The 20,795-nt window shown below is 49.8% G+C and carries 18 protein-coding genes; 11 read left to right on the top strand and 7 right to left on the bottom strand.

Translation table 11 applies throughout. The annotated features are described in order from the left end of the window. Positions 1–101: 101 nt before the first annotated feature. From FTO74_RS04865 to FTO74_RS04885, 5 genes are all read right to left on the bottom strand, one after another. Entirely contained in the window at positions 102–2,477 is a 2,376-nt protein-coding gene (locus tag FTO74_RS04865) for a type I restriction endonuclease subunit R (RefSeq protein WP_162537130.1), read from the bottom strand. A gap of 13 nt (positions 2,478–2,490) precedes the next feature. Continuing rightward, on the bottom strand, positions 2,491–3,723 hold the full coding sequence (locus tag FTO74_RS04870; RefSeq protein WP_162537131.1) for a restriction endonuclease subunit S: 1,233 nt from the start codon (positions 3,721–3,723) through the stop codon (positions 2,491–2,493). After that, entirely contained in the window at positions 3,716–4,858 is a 1,143-nt protein-coding gene (locus FTO74_RS04875) for a PDDEXK nuclease domain-containing protein (protein ID WP_162537132.1), read from the bottom strand. The genes FTO74_RS04870 and FTO74_RS04875 overlap by 8 nt, the downstream gene beginning before the upstream one ends. Then, entirely contained in the window at positions 4,855–6,306 is a 1,452-nt protein-coding gene (locus tag FTO74_RS04880; protein WP_162537133.1) for an N-6 DNA methylase, read from the bottom strand. Before FTO74_RS04880 ends, FTO74_RS04875 begins: the two co-directional genes overlap by 4 nt. Positions 6,307–6,769: 463 nt before the next feature. Beyond that, positions 6,770–6,997, bottom strand: a complete 228-nt coding sequence (locus FTO74_RS04885) for a type II toxin-antitoxin system ParD family antitoxin (RefSeq protein WP_162539703.1) — start codon at positions 6,995–6,997, stop codon at positions 6,770–6,772. Positions 6,998–7,245: 248 nt separating this feature from the next. Here FTO74_RS04885 and FTO74_RS04890 point away from each other — a divergent pair, with 248 nt between their 5' ends. Together FTO74_RS04890 and FTO74_RS04895 are read left to right on the top strand one after the other, a co-directional pair. Beyond that, complete coding sequence (locus FTO74_RS04890; RefSeq protein WP_162537134.1) at positions 7,246–8,913, top strand: PQQ-binding-like beta-propeller repeat protein; 1,668 nt, start codon at positions 7,246–7,248, stop codon at positions 8,911–8,913. Beyond that, on the top strand, positions 8,910–9,938 hold the full coding sequence (locus FTO74_RS04895) for a hypothetical protein (protein WP_162537135.1): 1,029 nt from the start codon (positions 8,910–8,912) through the stop codon (positions 9,936–9,938). The genes FTO74_RS04890 and FTO74_RS04895 overlap by 4 nt, the downstream gene beginning before the upstream one ends. A 324-nt stretch (positions 9,939–10,262) precedes the next feature. On the opposite strand, the gene FTO74_RS04905 is transcribed toward FTO74_RS04895, so the two are convergent. Next, the gene (locus FTO74_RS04905; protein ID WP_162537137.1) at positions 10,263–10,571 is read right to left on the bottom strand and encodes a hypothetical protein; all 309 of its coding nucleotides are present in this window, start codon (positions 10,569–10,571) and stop codon (positions 10,263–10,265) included. Positions 10,572–10,709: 138 nt separating this feature from the next. Between FTO74_RS04905 and FTO74_RS04910 the strand changes: the two genes are divergently transcribed. The 9 genes from FTO74_RS04910 (at position 10,710) to FTO74_RS19645 (ending at position 19,961) form a co-directional block, all read left to right on the top strand. Beyond that, on the top strand, positions 10,710–11,585 hold the full coding sequence (locus FTO74_RS04910; RefSeq protein ID WP_162537138.1) for a hypothetical protein: 876 nt from the start codon (positions 10,710–10,712) through the stop codon (positions 11,583–11,585). A gap of 948 nt (positions 11,586–12,533) precedes the next feature. Then, entirely contained in the window at positions 12,534–12,683 is a 150-nt protein-coding gene (locus tag FTO74_RS19365; protein WP_174242211.1) for a hypothetical protein, read from the top strand. Positions 12,684–12,815: 132 nt separating this feature from the next. Then, entirely contained in the window at positions 12,816–13,781 is a 966-nt protein-coding gene (locus FTO74_RS04920; protein ID WP_220399079.1) for a DsbA family protein, read from the top strand. Positions 13,782–13,798: 17 nt separating this feature from the next. Further along, entirely contained in the window at positions 13,799–14,821 is a 1,023-nt protein-coding gene (locus FTO74_RS04925; protein ID WP_162537141.1) for a tetratricopeptide repeat protein, read from the top strand. 76 nt (positions 14,822–14,897) lie between these two features. Beyond that, the gene (locus FTO74_RS04930) at positions 14,898–16,055 is read left to right on the top strand and encodes an O-antigen ligase family protein (protein ID WP_162537142.1); all 1,158 of its coding nucleotides are present in this window, start codon (positions 14,898–14,900) and stop codon (positions 16,053–16,055) included. Between the two features lie 134 nt (positions 16,056–16,189). Then, a complete protein-coding gene (locus FTO74_RS04935) occupies positions 16,190–17,092 on the top strand; it encodes a tetratricopeptide repeat protein (RefSeq protein WP_162537143.1) in 903 nt (300 codons plus the stop codon). A 62-nt stretch (positions 17,093–17,154) separates the two neighbouring features. Next, positions 17,155–18,927 (top strand): hypothetical protein, encoded by a 1,773-nt coding sequence (locus tag FTO74_RS04940; RefSeq protein WP_162537144.1) that lies wholly within the window; start codon positions 17,155–17,157, stop codon positions 18,925–18,927. 68 nt (positions 18,928–18,995) lie between these two features. Next, complete coding sequence (locus FTO74_RS04945; protein WP_162537145.1) at positions 18,996–19,355, top strand: hypothetical protein; 360 nt, start codon at positions 18,996–18,998, stop codon at positions 19,353–19,355. Positions 19,356–19,601: 246 nt separating this feature from the next. Further along, complete coding sequence (locus FTO74_RS19645) at positions 19,602–19,961, top strand: hypothetical protein (RefSeq protein ID WP_255462503.1); 360 nt, start codon at positions 19,602–19,604, stop codon at positions 19,959–19,961. 2 nt (positions 19,962–19,963) lie between these two features. On the opposite strand, the gene FTO74_RS04955 is transcribed toward FTO74_RS19645, so the two are convergent. Next, the gene (locus FTO74_RS04955; protein ID WP_162537146.1) at positions 19,964–20,662 is read right to left on the bottom strand and encodes a hypothetical protein; all 699 of its coding nucleotides are present in this window, start codon (positions 20,660–20,662) and stop codon (positions 19,964–19,966) included. Positions 20,663–20,795 lie beyond the last annotated feature (133 nt).

Genomic DNA, 20,795 nt, shown 5'->3' on the forward strand with positions numbered 1-20,795 from the left:
AGACAGAATCGACCTCGCGCAGTTGCCCGAAGACGATGAGGTATATTCGAGCCGCAATCAGGGAGGGAACGCCCTCCCTCTACTTAAAGCGCATTCTGGAGTTAGTAAAGGTACTGTTGGAACCCGACGAACATATCCCGAATCTCGGGAGGCGCACCCAATTCAAGAATCGCGTCGGAGATGGCATTGTAGCGAAGGATCAAGAGCGGGGAGAGCTTGTCCTGGTCTAGTTCTTCCACGCCCTCGGTCACATATTGAGAGAGTACGAAGTCGAGGAATGTCTGCTGCTTTTCCGGGAACGTCGCTTGAATCGAGGGTCGAGCACGGTCGGCTCGCTCCTGTCGCGTCGCACGGGGCAAAGCGAATGCGATGTAGGCGAGCACGTCATACAAATCTGATTGTTCAGCGGCGAGCGACCGCTGGATCTCCGCAAGCTGTGTTCGATCAAAGCCCTTTCCCTCAAGGCTTCTCAGCAGAGCGCGGCGCGTGTCGGGTTTGCTCCAGATTTTGCGGAGTTCATCTTCATCCTTGAAGAACTCAGGCAGGGTGCCGAACAGCGATTCGAGGAATTGATTGGCAGAGATGGGTCTACCGTCCGCACTCCAGAAGCTCGTTGCGGTCATGTGCTGAATCTCGCGGGCCTTGCCATCTGCCAGCCGAATGACTAAGCGCTCACGACGCGGCACAGGGTCATCTTCGCCCTCAGGTTGTTCTCCGTCCGGGGGAGGAACTGGTGGCTGTGGCAGTCGCGGCTCTGGGTCTGGTTCAGGGTCAAGCGGTTCACCATCCCACTCGGGATCGTTGAACAGATGATGGGCACGAACGAAGTCATAGATGGTGAAGAAGTTCTTACCGTCGAAAAGCCGAGTGCCACGCCCGATGATCTGTTTGAACTCGATCATGGAGTTCACAGGGCGGAGCAGGACGATGTTGCGCACGTTGCGGGCATCGACGCCGGTGGAGAGCTTTTGTGATGTCGTCAGGATCGTAGGGATGGTCTTCTCGTTGTCCTGGAACTCGCGGAGATACTGGTCGCCGAGAGCGCCATCGTTGGCTGTCACGCGACAGCAGTACATCGGGTCGGTGCTCGTCTTCTTCTGGTTGATGAGGTCGCGGATGGCGGCAGCGTGGAGCTGCGTGGCGCAGAAGACGATGGTCTTTTCCCGCTGATCGATCCGTTCCATGAGCACAGAGACACGCTTCTCCTCGCGTTCCTTGATCTCGATGATGCGGTTGAAATCGGACTCAGTGTAGCGACGGCCTTCCTCTACTTCGCCTTCAACGATGGTGTCATCCGGTGTATAGACATAGTCGTCAAGCGTGGTGGATACCTGCACGACTTTGAAGGGTGTTAGAAACCCGTCGTTGATGCCTTCCTTCAGGGAGTAGATATAAACCGGCTCTCCGAAGTAGGCGTAGGTGTCTACGTTATCCCGGCGCTTGGGAGTGGCTGTGAGGCCAAGCTGGACTGCCGGGGCAAAGTAATCGAGGATGCTACGCCAGTTCGACTCGTCATTCGCGCCTCCGCGATGGCACTCGTCGATGATAATGAAGTCGAAGAAGTCGGGTGGGTACTGGCCGAAGTAAGGCGCTGGCTGGCTATCCGGGCCGGTGCCGGACATGAAGGTCTGGAAGATCGTAAAGAAGATGCTTGCATTCGTGGGGACTTTGCCAGACTTGCGAATCGAGTCCGGTGCGATACGGATGCGGGCATCGTCGGCAAACGAAGAGAACGAGTTGTAGGCTTGGTCGGCAAGGATGTTACGGTCGGCGAGGAAGAGAATGCGGGGCCGACGGGTAGGCTGGTGCGAGAGATTCCACTTCGCATGAAAGAGCTTCCATGCAATTTGGAAGGCAATGGCGGTTTTGCCGGTGCCGGTGGCAAGAGTCAGCAGTATGCGCTGGCGCTCATCTGCAATCGCCTCAAGGACACGCTGGATGGCGGTGTCCTGATAGTAGCGAACGTCCCATGAGCCGGAGCGGTCCTCGAAGGGAACCTGAGAGAAGCGTTCGCGCCATGCATTCGGCACGGCAAAGGTTGCGGCCCACAACTCATCCGGCGTGGGGAAGTGGTCTACCAGACCCTCGGAGGTCGTGATGGCAACCGGGCCGTCGGGTTCTTCTATGCTGGCGGGCTCCTGAACGGGCGTAGCGCCCAAGTCCATGCGGTAGATCTTGTGGCCGTTCGTCGCATACGCAAACCGGACAGCCATCTTCCCGGCGTAGTGCTTAGCCTGGGCGACTCCCTCGGCTTCTGAGAGGTCTTCGCGCTTGGCCTCGATGACGGCGAGCTTGCGGTTTTGGTAAACGAGGATGTAGTCGGCTGTATCGGGATCGGTGCGTCTTCCGGCCCCGATCAAGCGTCCCTGGGTGATCTTGAACTCGCGCAGAACCCGTGAGCCAGCCACCACACCCCACCCGGCGGCGCGGAGCGCGGGGTCAATCAGTTCGGCTCGGGTTTCAGATTCGTTGCGCATGGATGGAAGTAGTTTACAAGCCACCAGAAAAGGCGCTGCTGAGGACTGCCTGTTTCAGCTCGTCAAGGGCTTCGAGCTTCCTCTTGTAGACCATCTCTAGGCGCTCTGTTTCGATTTTCAATTCGTCAAGCTTTGTGGCCATGTGTTTCTGTTTGGTAAGGCTCAGCATCGGGACTGAAAAGTCGCGAAGGACTGATAGGGAAACCGTCTTTTGTGCGGTGCCAGTTGCTCGTTCGCGAGCTTGTCTCGAAAGTTGAGGGGAAAGGACCAGGTAATACAGCCAAGAGGTACTAACGTCTGGCTTGGGTCTAATGAGGCCAATGTGTCGCTGGAAGCAAAACTCGACATCGTCCTCGACCTTGACGGGTATTCCGAATGAGCCTGTCACCGTATAGAGAAGATCACCTCTACGTGGTCTCCTGTTTGGCTTCAATCCCTGAAAATAGTCGCGTGAGACAAAATAGGTATCCGAAAAATCTAAAACGCGGGATTGCTTATCAATATTTGAGATTGTGACAAAGGGTACCCCCTCTTTGCTTTTCGGAGGTGGCATATGATCGCCATCAGTTATGTCGGTAGCCAAGTCTGACATTTTTGTCGTTGTTGTCGCATTCCAGATTTCCGCGAACATGGTAGACAGATTTCCCAGAAACAGATCCCTGGTGTTTCTTAGAGATTGTTCTGAATTAGCTCGGGCTGTAGCAATGGCTTCAAGGGATTCATCGATGATGGCTATGATGCGCTGCTGTTCCGGTTTTGGCGGAAGTGGAATGTGGGCTGCTTTGAGATCCCTTAGGATGATTCTCTTGATAGCTGTACCGGTCATTTGACCAGTGATTTGTCCGAGACCTTGCGGACTTTGTAAATAGTAAGAAAGAAATTCGGGCATCAACACGGTAGGATCAGTTTTTATCAGCGCGACACTGGACAGAAGGCTGAAAGGCTCTGCAATTGTGTTGAGCGTCACATTCCCAGTATTCGCACCGTCTTTTGTGAGCAGCACATCGCCGACTTCGGGTGTGCACCGTGGGTAAATCTGGTCATGAAAGTCTTGGCTCACATACGAGACATTTGAAAGATCTATGAAGTTATTTCGTATGTTCTTCGATGTAACGTACAAGTATCGTCGTGGGCCGCCCACGCTGAATTGTTCCTTCGGAGAGTTGTGGGCGCCGTCTTGAATCTTTAGACAGACATCGTTGAGGGGGACTTGTCGCCACTGAAGGCGGTTTAGTTGCTTAGTCATTTTGACTGTCCCGTTCCTCGATCCACTCCTCTAACTTATGTTGCAACTCCTCTTTGCTAGGCAGGTAAAGCTGATACTCGCGGGCGTGGATGTTCGCATCCTTCGGAAGAGTGATCTCGACCAAGGCGGTGTTCTTCTTCTTGCAGAGGACGATGCCGATGGTGTGGTTCTCCGCATCCGCCTTCACGAAGCGGTCGAAGTAGTTAACGTACATCTGCATCTGGCCGAGGTCCTGGTGGGTCAGCTTACCGATCTTGAGGTCGATTAGCACATAGCAACGCAGGAGCCGGTTATAGAGCACAAGGTCTACGAAGAAGTGCTCTTCATCGTAGGTGAACCGCTTCTGCCGCGCCTCGAAGAGGAAGCCTTTACCCAGCTCCAGCAGGAAGTTTTCGATGTGGGTGACGATGGCTGATTCCAGCGCGGACTCAGAGTAGCTGGCCTTTTCCTGTAGACCAAGGAACTCAAGAACGTAGGGCTCTTTGAGCAGGTCTTGCGGCTTTGCGACGTGTTGACCCTTGCGTGCAAGCTCCCGGATCGAATCCTTGTCCCTGCTCAGAGCGAGGCGCTCGTAGAGACCGGCATTGAATTGGCGCTTCAACTCCCGCAGCGTCCATCCCTGCTGGGTAGCCTCAATCTCATAGAAGCTGCGCTCGGCCTCTTTCAGACCCATGAGGAAGACGTAATGCGACCAGCTCAGTGTAAAGGCGGGCTGCGGTTGAGTGCCGGGATCGAGCGATTGTCCAGACAGCGTCTGGACGATTGGGGATACTGGCAATTCCCCAGACAATGTCTGGGGAATTGCTCCCCCTTTGAATTGTCCAGACGGTGTCTGGACAATTCGTGACACCCGATCCGGGTAGGCAACGTAAAACTGGCGCATCGACGCAAGGTTAGTTCGTGAAAACCCCGCGCCGAACTCCGCCGTCAGACGGGCAGCAAGCTCGTTGAGGAGTTCCTTTCCGTATTCGGCACGGTCAGCACCGTGCTGCTCCTGCTCAAAGATGCGGCGGCCAATCTGGTAGTTGGTATGAACCTGTAGCAGGTCAACGCCACGGGCGATGGTCTGACGGGCCGACAGGACGAGCGCACGGATGTCCTCATACAGTGGAACTGGCTTCTTGAGTTTGCTCATAGCAGACCTCGGATACCCTGGAGGATTTCTGCGCTTTCGAGGTCGAGGGCGGCGATCTCGTCCAGTATCTCCTGCGGGGAGCGATGCACGATCTCATCATTGCCGTTTGGGTTCTTTACGGAGAGGTCGAAGGTCTTTTTGTCGATGCCGCTTACGTCAATCGACCATGACTGCGCTGAGTCAGCGAACGTTGCCTGCTGGGTGATGAAGTCAGCGAGGTCGGCATCGTTTAGCGGATTCGTCTTACCTAGATTGCGACCGGGGCTCAGTTGGTAGAACCAAACCTTGCGCGTTGCAGAGCCTTTGGTGAAGAACAGCACAACCGTCTTCACACCTGCGCCCTGGAAGGTACCGCCGGGGCAGTCGAGGATTGTGTGCAGGTCACACGACTCCAGGAGGAGCTTGCGGAGCGAGACACTCGCATTATCCGTGTTTGAGAGGAACGTGTTCTTAATGACGATGCCAGCGCGTCCACCGGCACGGAGCTTGCGAATGAAATGCTGAAGGAAGAGAAACGCAGTCTCGGATGTCTTGATGGGGAAGTTCTGCTGAACTTCGGTGCGCTCACGACCGCCAAAAGGCGGGTTTGCGAGGATGACATCATGCCGATCCTTCTCCTGGATGTCGTTATTGTTCAGCTCCAGCGTATTCGTATGGATGATGTTGGGAGCTTCGATGCCGTGGAGGATCATGTTCATCAGCCCGATTACATAGGCGAGAGGCTTCTTCTCCTGGCCGTAAAAGGTGCTGGTCTGAAGCTTTTTGCGGTTGGCGACGTTCTTTGCCTCCTGATTGAGCCGCTCGAAAGATTCGCAAAGGAAGCCAGCCGAACCGAGAGCTCCGTCGTAGATCGTTTCGCCGATTCGCGGTTTGACGACGGAGAGCATGGCGCGGATGAGCGGGCGCGGAGTGTAATACTCGCCGCCGTTCCGTCCAGCGTTACCCATGGAGCGAATCTTGGCCTCATAGAGGTCAGAGAGCTCATGCTTCTCGGTCTGCGAATTGAAGCGAAGGGTATCGACTAGTTCGATGACTTCGCGGAGATTGTAGCCGGACTGAAACTTGTTCTTGAGTTCCCCGAAGATCTCGCCGACCTTGTACTCAATAGTGTCGGGACGATCTGCGCGCTGTTTGAAACCCTTCAGGTAGGGGAAGAGCTTCTGGTCAACGAAGTCCCGAAGGTCGTCGCCGATTAGGGCGCTGTTGTGGTCAAGAGTGCCGCTTGCATTGAGGGGCGTGGCCCATGTATGCCAGCGGTAGGGTTTTTCAAGTAAAAACGTGTGCGGCTGGCCGTGCAATTCGGCAATCTGTGCGCGATCCTGTTCGAGGGCGTCAAGGTATTTGAGAAAAAGCAGCCATGAGGTCTGCTCAATGTAATCAAGTTCAGACGACACACCGGCATCTTTGCGGAGGATGTCGTCGATCTTTTTAAAAGCCTGTTCAAACATTCTGGGGATACCTTTTCTGCGGGTCTCTCTATAGGATAAGCGACCGCTGGCAAAGGGATGGGGCTCACCCTATCGACGAGCTCTATCTCATGGAAAACTGCCTCCTGCGCCGCCGACAACTGGGCTTATGAGGCGGTATCCACTGGAACGTACTGACGAGGTCGGAAGCTCGAAATCGTCAGAGCTTTCCAAGCTGGTAGCCTCTGACTTCACCACCTTCGCGCCATCCGCTGGAACGGGAAAAATGAATTTTGGGCTGTCCCCCCACGGTCCAGCCCATGCTCCGCTTGGTGAAAGTTTGTCGCATTTTTGTCGCAAATACCGCCGATTGATGCGGTTTTTCCGATTTTCCCGACTCGTAACGCCTTTACCGTCTATTACTTAGCGTTTGATCGGCTCCATGTATGGAGTGTGTAATCGATGATCTCTGAGAGATCCGTCTCGGCATCGTTGGAGCAACGAATCACGCGCTCTTCTCTTCCTTCTCCCGCGAGAACCGTGAGATGCGTTCGAATATCCTACCGATGACATCTCCCTCAGCAACCCCGCTGTTGGCCCCGGACAGCACGGCAGACCGGAGCGCCTCGACCTTGGCCTGGTGGATTTCTTCCTTCACCTTCAATGCCTGCAATCCTGCGCGGATCACCTCGCTGGCATTAGCATACGAGCCCGTTCCAATCTGGGATGCAATATACTCCTAAAGTTCGGGCGTGAGATAAATGTTTCGCGAAGGCATAGAAGCGTCTCCTGGAGACTAGGATAATCCTTATGGCAAAAGTGCCATAAGGACGGTAAATCATTGTCCTGCATGGTTAGTACCGGATCGGGTGGCAGTTTCTCGCCGCTGATTGATTGCGGGGAATGAAATGAGGAATGCCTTGATGAAAAAGATACTAATCGAATTTTTTGAATAGCGGAGTAAAGTACAATTTAGGACCTATGTTTCGGATAAAATATCGCTCCGCTGCCCCCAAGCCGGCTCTAGCAGAACGAGACAAGCTCATTTCATTCATGAAAGATCACTGTGTGGTTAGATCGACACAAGAGCTGCTACTGTCGCCGTCTGGCAGACGAATCGATTGGCTAGTAGATACGAGAATTGCACTTCTGAATTCTCAGATGGCACTTTGCATCGCCGCACTTTACTGGGAACTGTTGCGTGATATTAAGCCGTTTCAGTTGGCCTGTATGGAGTTAACTGGTGTGCCTCTAATGGTTGCGATCCAAACCTACGGCGCCATGCATGGGGAAATGATAAATTCCTTTATCGTTCGTAAAGAGAGAAAGCGTACAGGACGACAGAACCAAATCGAAGGAATAATAACCGATGCCCCCGTCATCTTTGTCGATGATGTTATGAATAGCGGAAACAGCCTTCTGAAGGCGGCAGCTATTCTTGATGGGTATGATGTTTCGATCAGATATGCAATTGCGTTAGTAGATTTCGATTCTAGAGAGGTCAACTCTCGACTTGCCAAAATGGGCATTGGAAGCAAATCGATACTTCACCTCAATGAGCTAGGCTTGGAAAAGATTTCAACTCACCAAGAGGAAGACGAACTGGAGCCCCTGTTTCGGCGGAAGTGGCGCCATTCGTTAGCTACTGGTTCTTATTTCTACGAGGCTCCAAAGTCGGTTCCGGTAGTAGACGACAAGAATGTTTATTTCGGATCGGATAATGGAGTTCTGTGGTGCCTTGATCAAGTTTCTGGTGCGACAGTTTGGTCCTTCGGTGTTCCCTGTCTTGGCGATAAGGGAATTTGGTCTACAGCAGCGGTGACTGATAGTGCAGTATATTTCGGAGGGTATGACGGCAATTTATATGCGTTGGACAAATATTCCGGTCAACCTCTTTGGGAATATCATTTCGCTGACTGGATTGGGTCATCTCCCTGTATATCATCACAGCAGAATATGCTGTTTATTGGGTTGGAGCATGCTCACTATCTCAAGAAAGGTAGTCTACTTGGAATCGACCTAACCAGTGGAATTTCACGCTGGGAATTTGTAACGAGAGGTATGATACATGCGACGCCATTATACGATAGAGATCGTGGTTGTGTCTTCATCGGAACGGACGACGGCATGTTTTATGCAATTGATGCATCTACCGGAAGGGAGATCTGGTCTCTAAGCGGGTGCGGTGCTATACGCTCTATCCCGACGATTGATCGCGTGCGAGATACTGTTCTGTTTGGAAGCTTCGACCACTGCATATACGCACTTCAGGCGTCTACCGGCAAAATAACCTGGAAGACAGTTTTGCAGGGAGCGGTGTACTCTCAACCACTATTAGTAGACGATCAAGTTTTCATAGCCTGTACAGACAAAAGACTTTATATTCTAGATGTCGAGACGGGGTTAGTGATGAAACGGGTTGAAGCACATGCGAAGCTTTTTGCGACGCCGGTGCGCGTGGGGGATAATGTTTATATTGCTTCAACTGCTGGCTGTGTATATCGCTATTCACTTATTACTAAACGAGTTGACGGATTACAGAATTTCTCCGAACGAATAACAACCAGCTTAGTTCATAGCCTAGCGAACGACATATATTTCATCGCAACTATTGATAATTCACTTCACGCATTAGTTAATGCTCTGTGAGAATCGATAGCTTATTTCTGAATGCTGAGCCGGGTAAGAAGACACGACCTAGAAGCTTCAAGGAAGAAGACTTGATAGTTAGCGCTTCAGATTTACAGCCATGGTCTATAGATGAGGTGCTGCTCGAACTGTTCAATAAGTATCGGGACAGTATGGGGGACGAGGAAGGAACAAAGCAATTTACAGAAGGCGCGATGGTCGCAGAGACCATTAGAACATGGCAGTGTCCACCTTGGCTGCAAACTGCAGGTCTAACACATAGACTTTACCTGCCTAACATGTCAAAACACTGGAATGGCGTAAGTGTGCGCTCTATGGTAGGTATACGCGCGGAACGCATTGGACTTATTGCTGCACGAATCCGATTCCTCCTTTCAATTTGCGCGGTCAAGAATAATATTGCAATGGCGTATGCGCAAATACTCAACACGGAGGAAACTCTTCATAACAATCGCAAGGAATGGGAGACCCAAGAAGATATTTCATGTGCGACCATCGTGCTTTTAGCAGACGAATTTATAAACCCATATCTAACAAGTGGCTTTGGTCCCAAGGTCAATCTAGACTTGGTAGAAATCATAGCCGGACACCTTTGTCAGCACCCACCTTCCATTCCCATTCCTTCCGCCATAAAGAGCGTGATAGAAACGCCAACTGGGTCTTATGTCGGTCTCGACCGAGCCTATGAAATGGCAGTAGCGGATCTTGAGTTAGGCCAGACGGAATCGGCTCTCAGACGTCTGTTAGAATCTTCGAAACGAGCGCCTTGGATTGCAGAGTTGAAAATATATTTGGCATATGTGTGGATTTTATACGGCAAGTTTGTCATTGCTGGGGAATGTGCAGAAACTGCAGAGGAGTCGCTCCTCCAATTGGGATTAAATTGGGATAAACGGTTATCGTTCATTGAGTGGCTTTGGCTTAGCAGAGAGCTTATAGCTATGGCCCGAGCTAAAAGGAAGCCAATCAATCCCCTAAAGAGAGCAAAACATGCACCAATAGATCTAATCAAAAGGTTGACCTAGGCATCTACTTGACATAGTGAGATCACTATTGTGAATGAGTGTCTCGCAATATATCTGCCATAGGAACTAGATCCCCGGGGCATTGCGTTCTTGGTTCTAGCTGAGAGTGGGCAAATACCCGTTTACCGCTCCAATGATATTTCAGCTTTAGCTGATTGATTAAGATTGTCAACCGCGCTATCTGGGCTGGTGTTGGAGACTGGCCGCCTGTTTTTGATTCGTGGTTACCCAAAAGACAAATTCCGATTAGATCGTTAGCGACGGCAGTATGTGCGCCGCGCATATGTTCAGGGCGCCCTGAAAGAACGTGACCGTCTTGGTCGATCATGTAGTGATAGCCGATGCGATAGGTTTTAAACCAAAAAACGCCCCAAAGCCACGAAGTTTATGGATATAGGCTAGTTCAGCAAGCCCTTCATCGGCTGGAAGTGCGGAGTGATGGATTACAACTCCTGCAGGACGGATTGTGTTGTGAAGCGAGATGACTACGTCTGCGGTAACGACACATAAAATGATCGCTACACAAAACCGCGTAAACAAAAGGGAGAACCAACTGTCATGTATCAAATAGTAATGGTAGTTGAGCCTTCCAGAGAAGACACGGTTCAAAGGCGAAATTTTTACTTTACCCATGATATTCCTAAATCGACGTTTAATCCTGTTGCTATCTATTTTTTCACTTTTCGTCAAAAGTAGATAAAAGCATTGAAATTTATCTCGGCGGGCTGTACTGTTGCACAATCAGTAGATCATTACCAATCGGAGCCTCAAATGATCGAACGATCCCCCCTAGCAGGCCGGGCGCTCATTTCATTGCATAACAGTGCGATAGCTATGACGACTGGACTTTTTGATTCCGTTCCATTGATCGAGGTGCCCCGTACAAGAGTCTGGTGCCTTTTCGTGGTGTACGCGAGTTTACTTGGGACTATTCCCGCATTTTCGCAGAACCAGAGTCGGCCTCCTATACATGTACAACAATCTACGGGCGCCTATGCGTGGCAATCGAAACCGATTCGGATCAAACCCAGCCCGGAAGACGACCAGTCAAGACACGTTTTGGCTTTGCGGGGAGCGTACTTCGATGCTGCTATAGGAAGTCCTGAGCCACTTGACATGTTAAAACCATCCCTTGTCGGAAGCTTCTCAGAGGGAAATGAAGAGACGGAAGAATTTCCGCAATCTTCAGTAGACATGATTGTAGACGCGACTTTCGTTTCCTATATACCTTATCTCTCTCCCTCTAAGCGAAGCATTTATACGGATGTCTCAATGCAATGCCACTCAGCAATTCCGTTACATGGCACCCCTGGCATTAGCAATGGGCAACATATCGACCTACTTATTCCAGGCGGCACGATAGTTCTCCCTGGAAAGGATATTGCGATCACGTACGATGTGAGTAAGGCAAAATTTGGTATAGAACCCGGTTCTCGGTATCTTCTCTTCCTACGTTATGTTCCAGGCGGCAATTTTTATACGCTGCGAAAAAGTTGGCTTATCAGCGAAGGCAGGCTCGTGGCTAACTCAATCCCCGACTCAAGGAACGTTGAACACAGCAGATCACTCCATAACAACATGACCATCGATGCTGCCATGGAGGAAATCCGTTCTAGAGTAGCCAGTTCAGCGGCGGATGTGAAGTAGCTCATCAGGGGGCTTGTCAGATGCTACGTCTCACGCAAGGCATTTTTGCTTTGATACTAGCTTTAGGTTTCGTCAGCCAAACTTCGGCAGCTCAGGGGAATTGCCCACAAGACGTGCCCGATAATTCTAGTCTCAACGCTAGCAATAAACCCACTATGTGGCCAGCTGGTTCTACAATCACTGCTTGGATTGATACAAATACTATTACAGTCGAAAGCCCATTATACATGGGCATTCGAGATGCAGCAGCAGCATGGAGCGCATATCTAAAGCAATCTGGAGGATCTTTCGTTCTATTGGCCGGTACTGGTCAACCAGGTGATGGCGTGCTCCCTCAACCGTGGTTCACTTTCGATATTGGTCCCGTGCCAACAGGGAAGCAGGGATCAACTCATTTCGTGTCACAGACAAGTGATGGTAGTACGGTCTACGCCGAAACCGTTTTTGATCCGTCCTACCAAACTGCCAACAATAACGGGACACTTCAGGAATCACAGGCAGCAGGGCTTGCATCTCACGAGATAGCGCAAACATTCGGCCTAGGAGACTGTACCGCTGCCGATTGCACAACCTCGTCTAGTGAGGATAATGGAAATACCGTAATCGGTCCTTCGCCATGCGATGTGCAACGCATCCAGCAGATCAGACAAGCGATGCCGGGCATCTATGCTGGAGGGGGGGCAGGCACAGGTGGAGGTCAAGGGGACGGTGCGACTGGATGCCCTGGAGCTCCTCCGAACGACACTTGTGTTTGCAATGCCGCTGGCTCTTATACGTGTAGCTGCGACGGATCACCTCAGGTCTGTGATGATGGTTATGGTGCTGTTTGTTATCAGGGTTCATTCTTATGCGGTACTGTAACTACCAGTCAATGTAGTTCATCCCCGTGCGAGGGGGCCGTTTGCGTAGCGGGGCAGTGGGACGAAAGCGGCTGTAGCTTGCCGGGAGGTGGTTGTAGCGACAATTGTGATCCTGAGTGCTCGAACTACGACCCGACATCGTGCAGTGGTGATGGTGATGGTGATGGCGATGGTGATGGCGATGGCGATGGCGATGGTGATGGAGGGTGTGAGCAATTCGAAGATTGCGATGAGATAGCCATACCTGCCCTGCAGGCGAGTTTGGAGACGTGGTTGCCGTCTGGGATAGGGCTCGCATGCATTCTTCCATTCGTCTTAGATATAAGAAGAAGGCACCCAACAAATGATGAGTTGCCAAAGCTAGGTGAGGATGACAACAATGACATCTAACTTCAGCTTTGCTTTTCGCCGACCAATACTGCTTTGTGTGCCGCTTCTAATTGCTATTGGTACCTATTTGCAGTTGCATTGGTTACATATTGGTGCTTGCTCAGAGATATCACGCGAAGATGAGAGCTACATACGAAAGTATGTGGGATCTGAGTTTGGTCTGAGACTAAATCAGCTCCAGATTCAAATTGGAAAAACTCTGCCTGGCTCGTGTATGCGGCAAATAGTTTTTTCGTCACCAGCTTGGACGGCAGAACGACATTTTATTCTCTCCGAAAATAAGCGTTACCTGTTTTCACGGGTAAGTGATCTAAGCCAACCGGCCAAATCTCGAGTTGCACCTTCTCCCCAACCGATGTCTGTTGTGCCAATGCAGGAGCTACTTAACGGTAATCCACCTTCAGTTGGACCCCTCGACGCACCAATTACGCTAATCGAGTTCTCTGATTTTCAGTGCCCGTTTTGCGAACGTTTTGCCCAAACCGTTAGAAAAACTCTGGCAACTAGTTCCAGATACAAAGTTCGTTTAGTTTTCCGGGAATTTCCACTTCCAATTCATAATCAGGCTAGGCTTGATTCAGCGCTTGCCCTTTGTGTCCATCGACAGAATAATCAAGAATTTTGGGCTTTACACGACTATTTCTTTGATATTGCCCTTACAGGACAGAGTCACCCGACAGTCTCAGACGCTGAGAACTTCCTAGCAAAACGACATAAGGTGGATCTAGTACGTGTCAAAACTTGTGTTGATACCCATCAAAGCGATGCGGAAATTGATGCTGATATCAGGTTGGCAAATTCTCTAAATATTACGGGAACTCCTACCTTTTTCATTAATAGTACAAGGAATGTAGGAGCAATAAAGCAGCCTCAGCTCGAAATACTCTTGGAGGATGCAATTAGTAAAACCAGATCAGATAATGCGGTACTGAAACCGCCCACATAAGATTATTAAGGAGGCTTATGTCGATAACTATTAAAAAAACGAAAATCGCTGCTCTTTATGCACTTTCAGTATTCACTTTATTCCCTTGCAACTGCGCGTATGGTCAGTCAGGCATCTTAAAGGGGACGCTTTACGCAGAAACTGCTGCAGCAGAATCGGGTCAAGTCGATGCTCAAATTAGGCTTGCAACGTTCTACGCCTCGGGTGCTCATGGATCTATCAATTACGATAAAGCCTTCCACTGGCTTTCCATTGCCAGTGAACAGGGTTCAATCAGGGCCACATCATTATTGGCAAATGCAATGCTTTATGGGCACGGCACTAAAAAAAATGTCACCGGGGCCATTTGGCTACTGAGGCGCACTGCATCTCTAGGAGATCCAGACGCAATCACGTTTTTGGGGAGAGCATACGAGTCAGGAAGTGGAGTCAAAAAGGATTACGGTCAAGCAATAGGTTTGTATGAAGCAGCTATCTCCAAGCAATCTGGTTATGCAGCTGCCCTTCTGGGCGCCATGTACTACAGAGGAGATGGTGTAGAACGAGATGTAAATAAAGCCATTTCGCTTTACGAAACTTCTGCGGAACGAGGTGACAGTTGGGGGCAGCTTCGGTTAGCAGACCTAGTAGGAATCGGTTTAGTTGCTCCTCAAGACCAAGTGAAAGCCACCCAACTCTACAAAGCCTCAGCAGAACAAGGAAACAAAGTTGCTCAATTCAGATTGGGTTCTTTGTACGCGAATGGCGTGCTAGCAACTGACGATCCCAAAATATCGACAATTTATTATCACCGCTCGGCGCTTCAGTTCTATGCCCCGGCAGAAGCGGCTTTTGCGCGAGCTCTCTGGAATGGTACAGGCATCACAGCCGATCATGTTCGGGCCTACGTGTGGATGTACCTCGCTAAAGAAGGTCATAATCCGACTGCAGGAGCACAAATGGTCGATTGGGCAAAATTATTGGACAGCGAAGAGCTAGACAGAGTCAATAAGTTTATAGAAAACAAAAAGATGTTTTTCTCCGCTTATAGAGGTTTATGACATTAGCATAAAGACCTTAGAGGGACGAGATCTATGGCACAAGCTGATCGCACCGATAGCGATAATCTCAGCATTATTGCTTCATTCGATTTCGGTACTGACGCTTGATGTGCTCTGCATTCTCGCGGCGATATCTCTCGTTAGCTCTAAAAGGCTGGTGTTGAATAGCATCGACATTAGTGTATTGCTTGCCTTCATCAGCACGGTTCTCGCCACCTACCATACGTTGTCGATGTCGTTATCATTGATCGCGTTGTGTCTTATGGCTGAATTAGCCTTTGCCTTCGCAATCGTTCGATCATATCCCGGTTTCGATGATGGAGTAGTTCTGTTCGCAGCAGTCTGTACTCTAGGAGTGGCGCTTGACATCCAGCACATTTATCAATATTGTTCAGCCATCGGCGTGTTACGCCAGCTCGGGCAGTCTGATTTCTCCCAATTCCGTCGAGTGCTAGGGGTAATCTCGGACGGTGCTTATAGCGGAAATGAGCCGCTTCAATATCTTCTTTTTTGGGGTATGGGCGGTATTGTCGCGGTACAGTACTGGAAAAAGTCCGTTATAACCTCATGGGCGGGAGTGCTTTGTAATCTGAGTTCATGGATATGTTTATTACTCAGCTTCAGCAGACTCGTCTATCTGGCGGTGATTACATCGCTTATTGTCTACTGGATCCTACAACGTCCAACCGTGAAGGCGATACTTATCAATATCGGTTGCTTGGCGACACTCAGCATAGTTACAATGACGGGGCTTGGTATCGGGTCTTCTATTGCCCATACAGTTTTGTTTACTCATACCGAGAGCCAACAGCGAAGCCTATCAGGGCGCTGGATGATTTGGCGGGATACCGTCCATCTTATATTGGAGAAGTGGCCGCTCGGCGGGGGCAGCGGTACCTTGCCCGTTCAGTTGTGCCGTGAAGAGCGCGGCATTGCTGTCATCTGCGCTCCACAAGCTTTTAATTGGTATCTCCAAGTATTATCAGAACAGGGTTCAATTGGTTTCATCCTCTGGCTTCCATTTTTCTTCTGTCCGCTGTGGTGGCCGAGGCCCAAGGTGGCGCGCACTGAGTGTTTGGTCGATGGAACGAGAGCACTGATTATTGCAAGCGCGACAGGGGTTCTGATATTTCTTCAAGGTCAATCCGCGGTTCTGGTGAGGCCCGAACTATGTGCTTGCGAGGGCGTTTGGCTGGCACTCATAGCGATATCTCGACGTGAAGTGATATGTTGACGCTTCGGTACTGCTATCTCGCATCGTGGATGTTATGCTCCATCCTGAGTTTGGTGGGGGTATCAATTTTAAGTTTTCATCTTGCTGATGAGATTAGGGTTACACATCGACTGGTGGAGGACCCTAATGCTGTGATGGACTCAATTGAAAGCGAGAATTGGTGGCGAAATGATCTGTCGGAGCTCCAAAACGATACTGCTGTTGCAGTATTCACGTCGAGATCGGGCATCGTCGAAGAAGTAAATACACCTCCGGCTGTGGCAATAGATTCGAATTTGGCACGAACGGTAGATCAGATTTGCCAGACGGCTATAACGACTGATAGCTACAACGATGCAGCTTGGAGAAACCACGCTTGGCTTTTATGGAAGCTAGGAGATCACACCGAGGCCGTTAAAGCTCTAGCAACAGCACTCAAACTATCGCCGGACGATCCATTCTACATCGCTACCCATCTCGTCTTTGCGGTAGAAGTAGGAAATCAGGGTGAAATTAGACAAGATGTAACAAGCCTCGTGTCTTTACAGCCAGCAGCTGTACAAGGGCGTATCTTTCATTTTGCCAACACGCAATATCCTGAGGCCGTAGAGGCCGGCATCAAGGACGCGCGTCTTGAACTACGGAAAGAGCTATGGAACCCGTCGGCCGAATCACGATTGGCTCGATTAGAGTTTTTGCTTGGTCACGATGGCGATGCGTATGTATTGGCAATGGATGTGCTACAACGCACTCCATCTATGAGCGGCCCGTGGAGAACGTTAGGAAAATTGGCAGCTCAACGGGGTAGGATGAATGAAGCGATACAAGACGAGATGATGGCATCAGTGTTAGACGGAAAATTACACCATTCAAGTTCGGCAACCATCTGGGATGGTCAAATTCAAACGTTCAACCCTGCTAAAGTCCGGTTTGTAGGTTCTAGTCAAACGTGGTCGCAACACGCCCAACGTATCCTTATCCTAAATCGGCGGCAGCCGATCCTAAAAAATGATCTGCTACCAAGGAATTTCATTTCGGACGTCATTCCACCACAATAGTGGGATAAATGAGAAACCCTTTCGATATAAAGCGCCATGGCGTAGTAGTTCTTGTAATAATCGTGACGATTCTTGTCTTGTTCTTTGAGGGGTCAATAGCTAGGACGACTCAGATTGAACTCTTAGCTTTTTTTCGAGGAGAAATGTTAAAAAGATCAAGTGACGGGAGCAGTATAGCTGAGGTCGTTATACCGCTATCAGCTGATCCTGGCACCTCTGATATTCTGTCAAAACTTGTTTTCAACAATGGCTATAGTCTTGAGGTTTGCCACTTCGGGGACTGTTTGAAGTCTCCAAGAATGCATGACAATCCACTAGAGATCACGTGGAATCCAGCAAGAAATGCAGTTGCTTTTTTGTCTGGACCTCGACGCGACGGGAAATATATCCCTATTATTTGGAATATAAAAAACAATGAGTTTCGAAGAGCTAGCGGGCCTCTTGCAGTATCCGCCGTTGACCCTATTATTTTCGAAGCGAATGGGGACAGTTATCTCTATAGTCTTGGGAACTCCCAGCAAGATCAGCTCCTACGAGTATCCTATCTCCATGGGGTGGAAGAATTGCGTTCCGAGGTTGACAGGCTTTCGCCATTAGCAGGTTATGATCTTTATCCCAGAGACGGTCGACTAGTATTCGCGGAGCCCTCGTCATACCCATTTCCCTCCGTGAAAGAGGCTTCAGGAGCATTGGAAGTTGTACGGGGGCTCTACAGCAATCAGGATGATATTCGAGACCTTCATTGGACGCACTCGGAAAATACAATTGTGATGGCAGCCCGCTCTCCGGGAGACTCTTACTATCATCTTCGGTACATCGATCTCGCACCCCACAGACTGATTGACTGCCCTCAGATAGCCGGTGATGTGCAGCGCCCTAAACCATTGGGTGATAGAGGATTAATTGTTGCTACGGTTAAATATCAGGGGATTGATTCGCTGATGGTTGTTAAAGGATGTAAGATCATAGCCCTGACAGATGGACCGACAATATCTGCGGTCAATCTGAGAGTAGATCGATCCTTGGATGCAGAACGACAGATATTGGTATCTGTTTCATCTATGGTTGCAACAACCAGCCTCTATTTGGCGCAATGCCGAGATCATAAAATTGGATGGACCAAGCTGAGGCAGGAAATACACGGGAAGGATATGGAGATCGTACAATCAACGATTGAACCACAACGAGTTGAAATTCGAAGCCATGGCCAGATAATAAAGACTTGGGTTTGGAAACCACTGGGTCGCCCTACTGGGCTAGTAGTTCTCGTTCACGGTGGACCACATTTGGCGACTGATGCGAGTTGGAATATGGAGCGTCTTGAGTTAGTTAGAAACGGACTTCTTGTATTAGCCCCAGATTATTCCGGGTCTCTTTCATATGGTCGCGAGTTCTCCGCTACTACAAGTCTGGCATTAGAAGCTGCTGAAATTAGTGATGTGACGGACTGGGGTAAAAATAAATGGGATATCAGCGCGAATAAAACCGCAATTATTGCCAGCAGTTATGGAGCAAGAATAGTCGAAAATATTGTGTGCGAAAATTTCAACGCTCAATTTGAAACAATCGTGCTAGAAAACCCACTGAAAATGCAACTGTCTGGTTACACTCCTTGCCATGTTCATGCTGGAATTCTATTAGTAACTGGAGCAAGAGATCGAATTGCTCCAGATATTGTAGCTGCAGAGAGCATATTTGAAGGAATTACATCCACCGAAGATTGGAAGCGGCGCAATATATGGATAAGGTTGTCAGATGAGGGCCACGGAATTACCCATTTGAATAATCAACTTGTCATAGCGCAAGCCGTTATGCATCAGCTTGCAAAACCTTGACTTGTGGAAATTGCGCCCTCCTGAAACATCGCTCTGAACTGCCCGACATCGAGAGACTGATAATGGGCATGAAGCCAACAAAGCGAACCCACGTCGCTTCCGAGTCATACTTCTTCACTACAGACCGTCTGCTTGAACGATTGAAAAACTTGATTTCTCAAGGCTCATTCAAATTCGCATCCGGTAAACTTGCGACGCCACGAGAATTGGCCGCTTTTCTCTACAAGATAGATTTTCTTATCGCAAGGAAAGACTCCGCTACTGGGATTTCACGACGATATTTCGAACAGAGTAGATATCTGTCGTCGGCGTTTGCAGATTTTGGCTACGCTTGGGAGATTCACCCCGCCTACAGGTGGGCACTCCAGCCTGACAACGTCGAGCGATTGTTTGATGACATTCAACCGACTGTTGATGACAATGTTTGAGCGTTTATACAACGTGTATCATCCCCTCGACCACGAAATCGGAGTTCTTCCGAATACTGGTATAGGTAGTAGGCAGACTTCATTTTTACTGCTGGCCTGATTCAGCAGAACTCGTTCTTTAATTGCTCCTCAAATCGCCACGCAATTTATCAACGACTTCCTGTAAATCCTCAATGGAAGGAATTTCGTCGCGCAATGGCTCTGAAAGTTGTCGAGTAACTCGATAGGTGGAAACCCCTATCGGCTTTGCAACATCGCGTAACGCATATTCAACAACGGATTCGCCCCGGCTCTCGCAGAGCAGGAGCCCGAGGGTGGCGCATCCGGGGCAGTGCGGAGCAGATCGTCGGCGGCAGAAAGATAAAAGTTGAGTTTCCCCGCGTATTCGGGCTTGAACTCACCCACCTTCAATTCGTTCACAAAATAGCAATGCAGCCGGACATGGTAGAAGACAAGATCGAGGTAGAAGGTCTTCCCGTCCACTTCCAGAGGAACCTTAAGGTAGAAGTCATGGATACTTTTGCCGAGCCGGAACCCGGAACGATGCAGAAAGGAATTTCGGGCAATCGTATACCTGATAAACCCAAGAAACTCATTGCGGAATAAAGTTATATGGCTGTGTTCGGCAAAAAACGGAATCTAGCTCTATCGAAAGTTAGGCGAAAAGATTGAGTACGCCCTTCCTCTCCATCTTTGAAATGTGCGTTCAAATTGTAACTCAACTCGATCGGTTCAGGTGGGCTGTCATCCAGGAACTGTCGTAGCAGTTCTCCTTCCATGTTCCCAATCTTCTCAAGGTCATGTGCGCTTAGGCGTGGGGCACCCACTTGCTCAACTCTATATCCGATACCCTTTGGGTGTTTTTCCGCATGGGGGACAGCGTCGAAATGCAGCGAGAATTTTCCTAATAGCGAAAAAATTGGGTCAAAACGAATCCCAGTTGGCACCCGGCCACTTAGATGATGGACCGAAAAGGTCACGGGCACTGGATGCTCTCTCCACGTCTTCGGCCCTTCCACGCTGTGATTTTCTAAGCCAAGCAATGGGCGTTCGTCAAAATACCTCTCCAGTAATTTACTTCTTTCATCCTCGAGAATACGAACTCGAACATGTTCGTCGCGCCAGGCCAAATAGCAAGCGATCAACACACAGAATGCGGCAAGTGCAAAGGTGGCGCGGATAGCCCATGTATTGCTTTTGTCTGCATAGAAAATCCACATTCCAAGACATGTAAATAATGCGCAGCTCATTAGCGCCCACCACTTCTTACCGAGGGCCGAGCCGAAAGCGATGATGTCCGGGTTCATGTCGCCATTGTCGTCTTCCTTCTGCCTTGCGTAAAGGGGGACCTTCGCATTGCCATTTGCTACTTTTGTTCCTTGGGTTTGTCAAAGACACTATTACCAGAAATAGTTATCGAGATGGCGATAATGATGGGAA

The sequence above is a fragment of the Granulicella sp. WH15 genome, assembly GCF_009914315.1.
Classification (GTDB): Bacteria; Acidobacteriota; Terriglobia; order Terriglobales; family Acidobacteriaceae; genus Edaphobacter.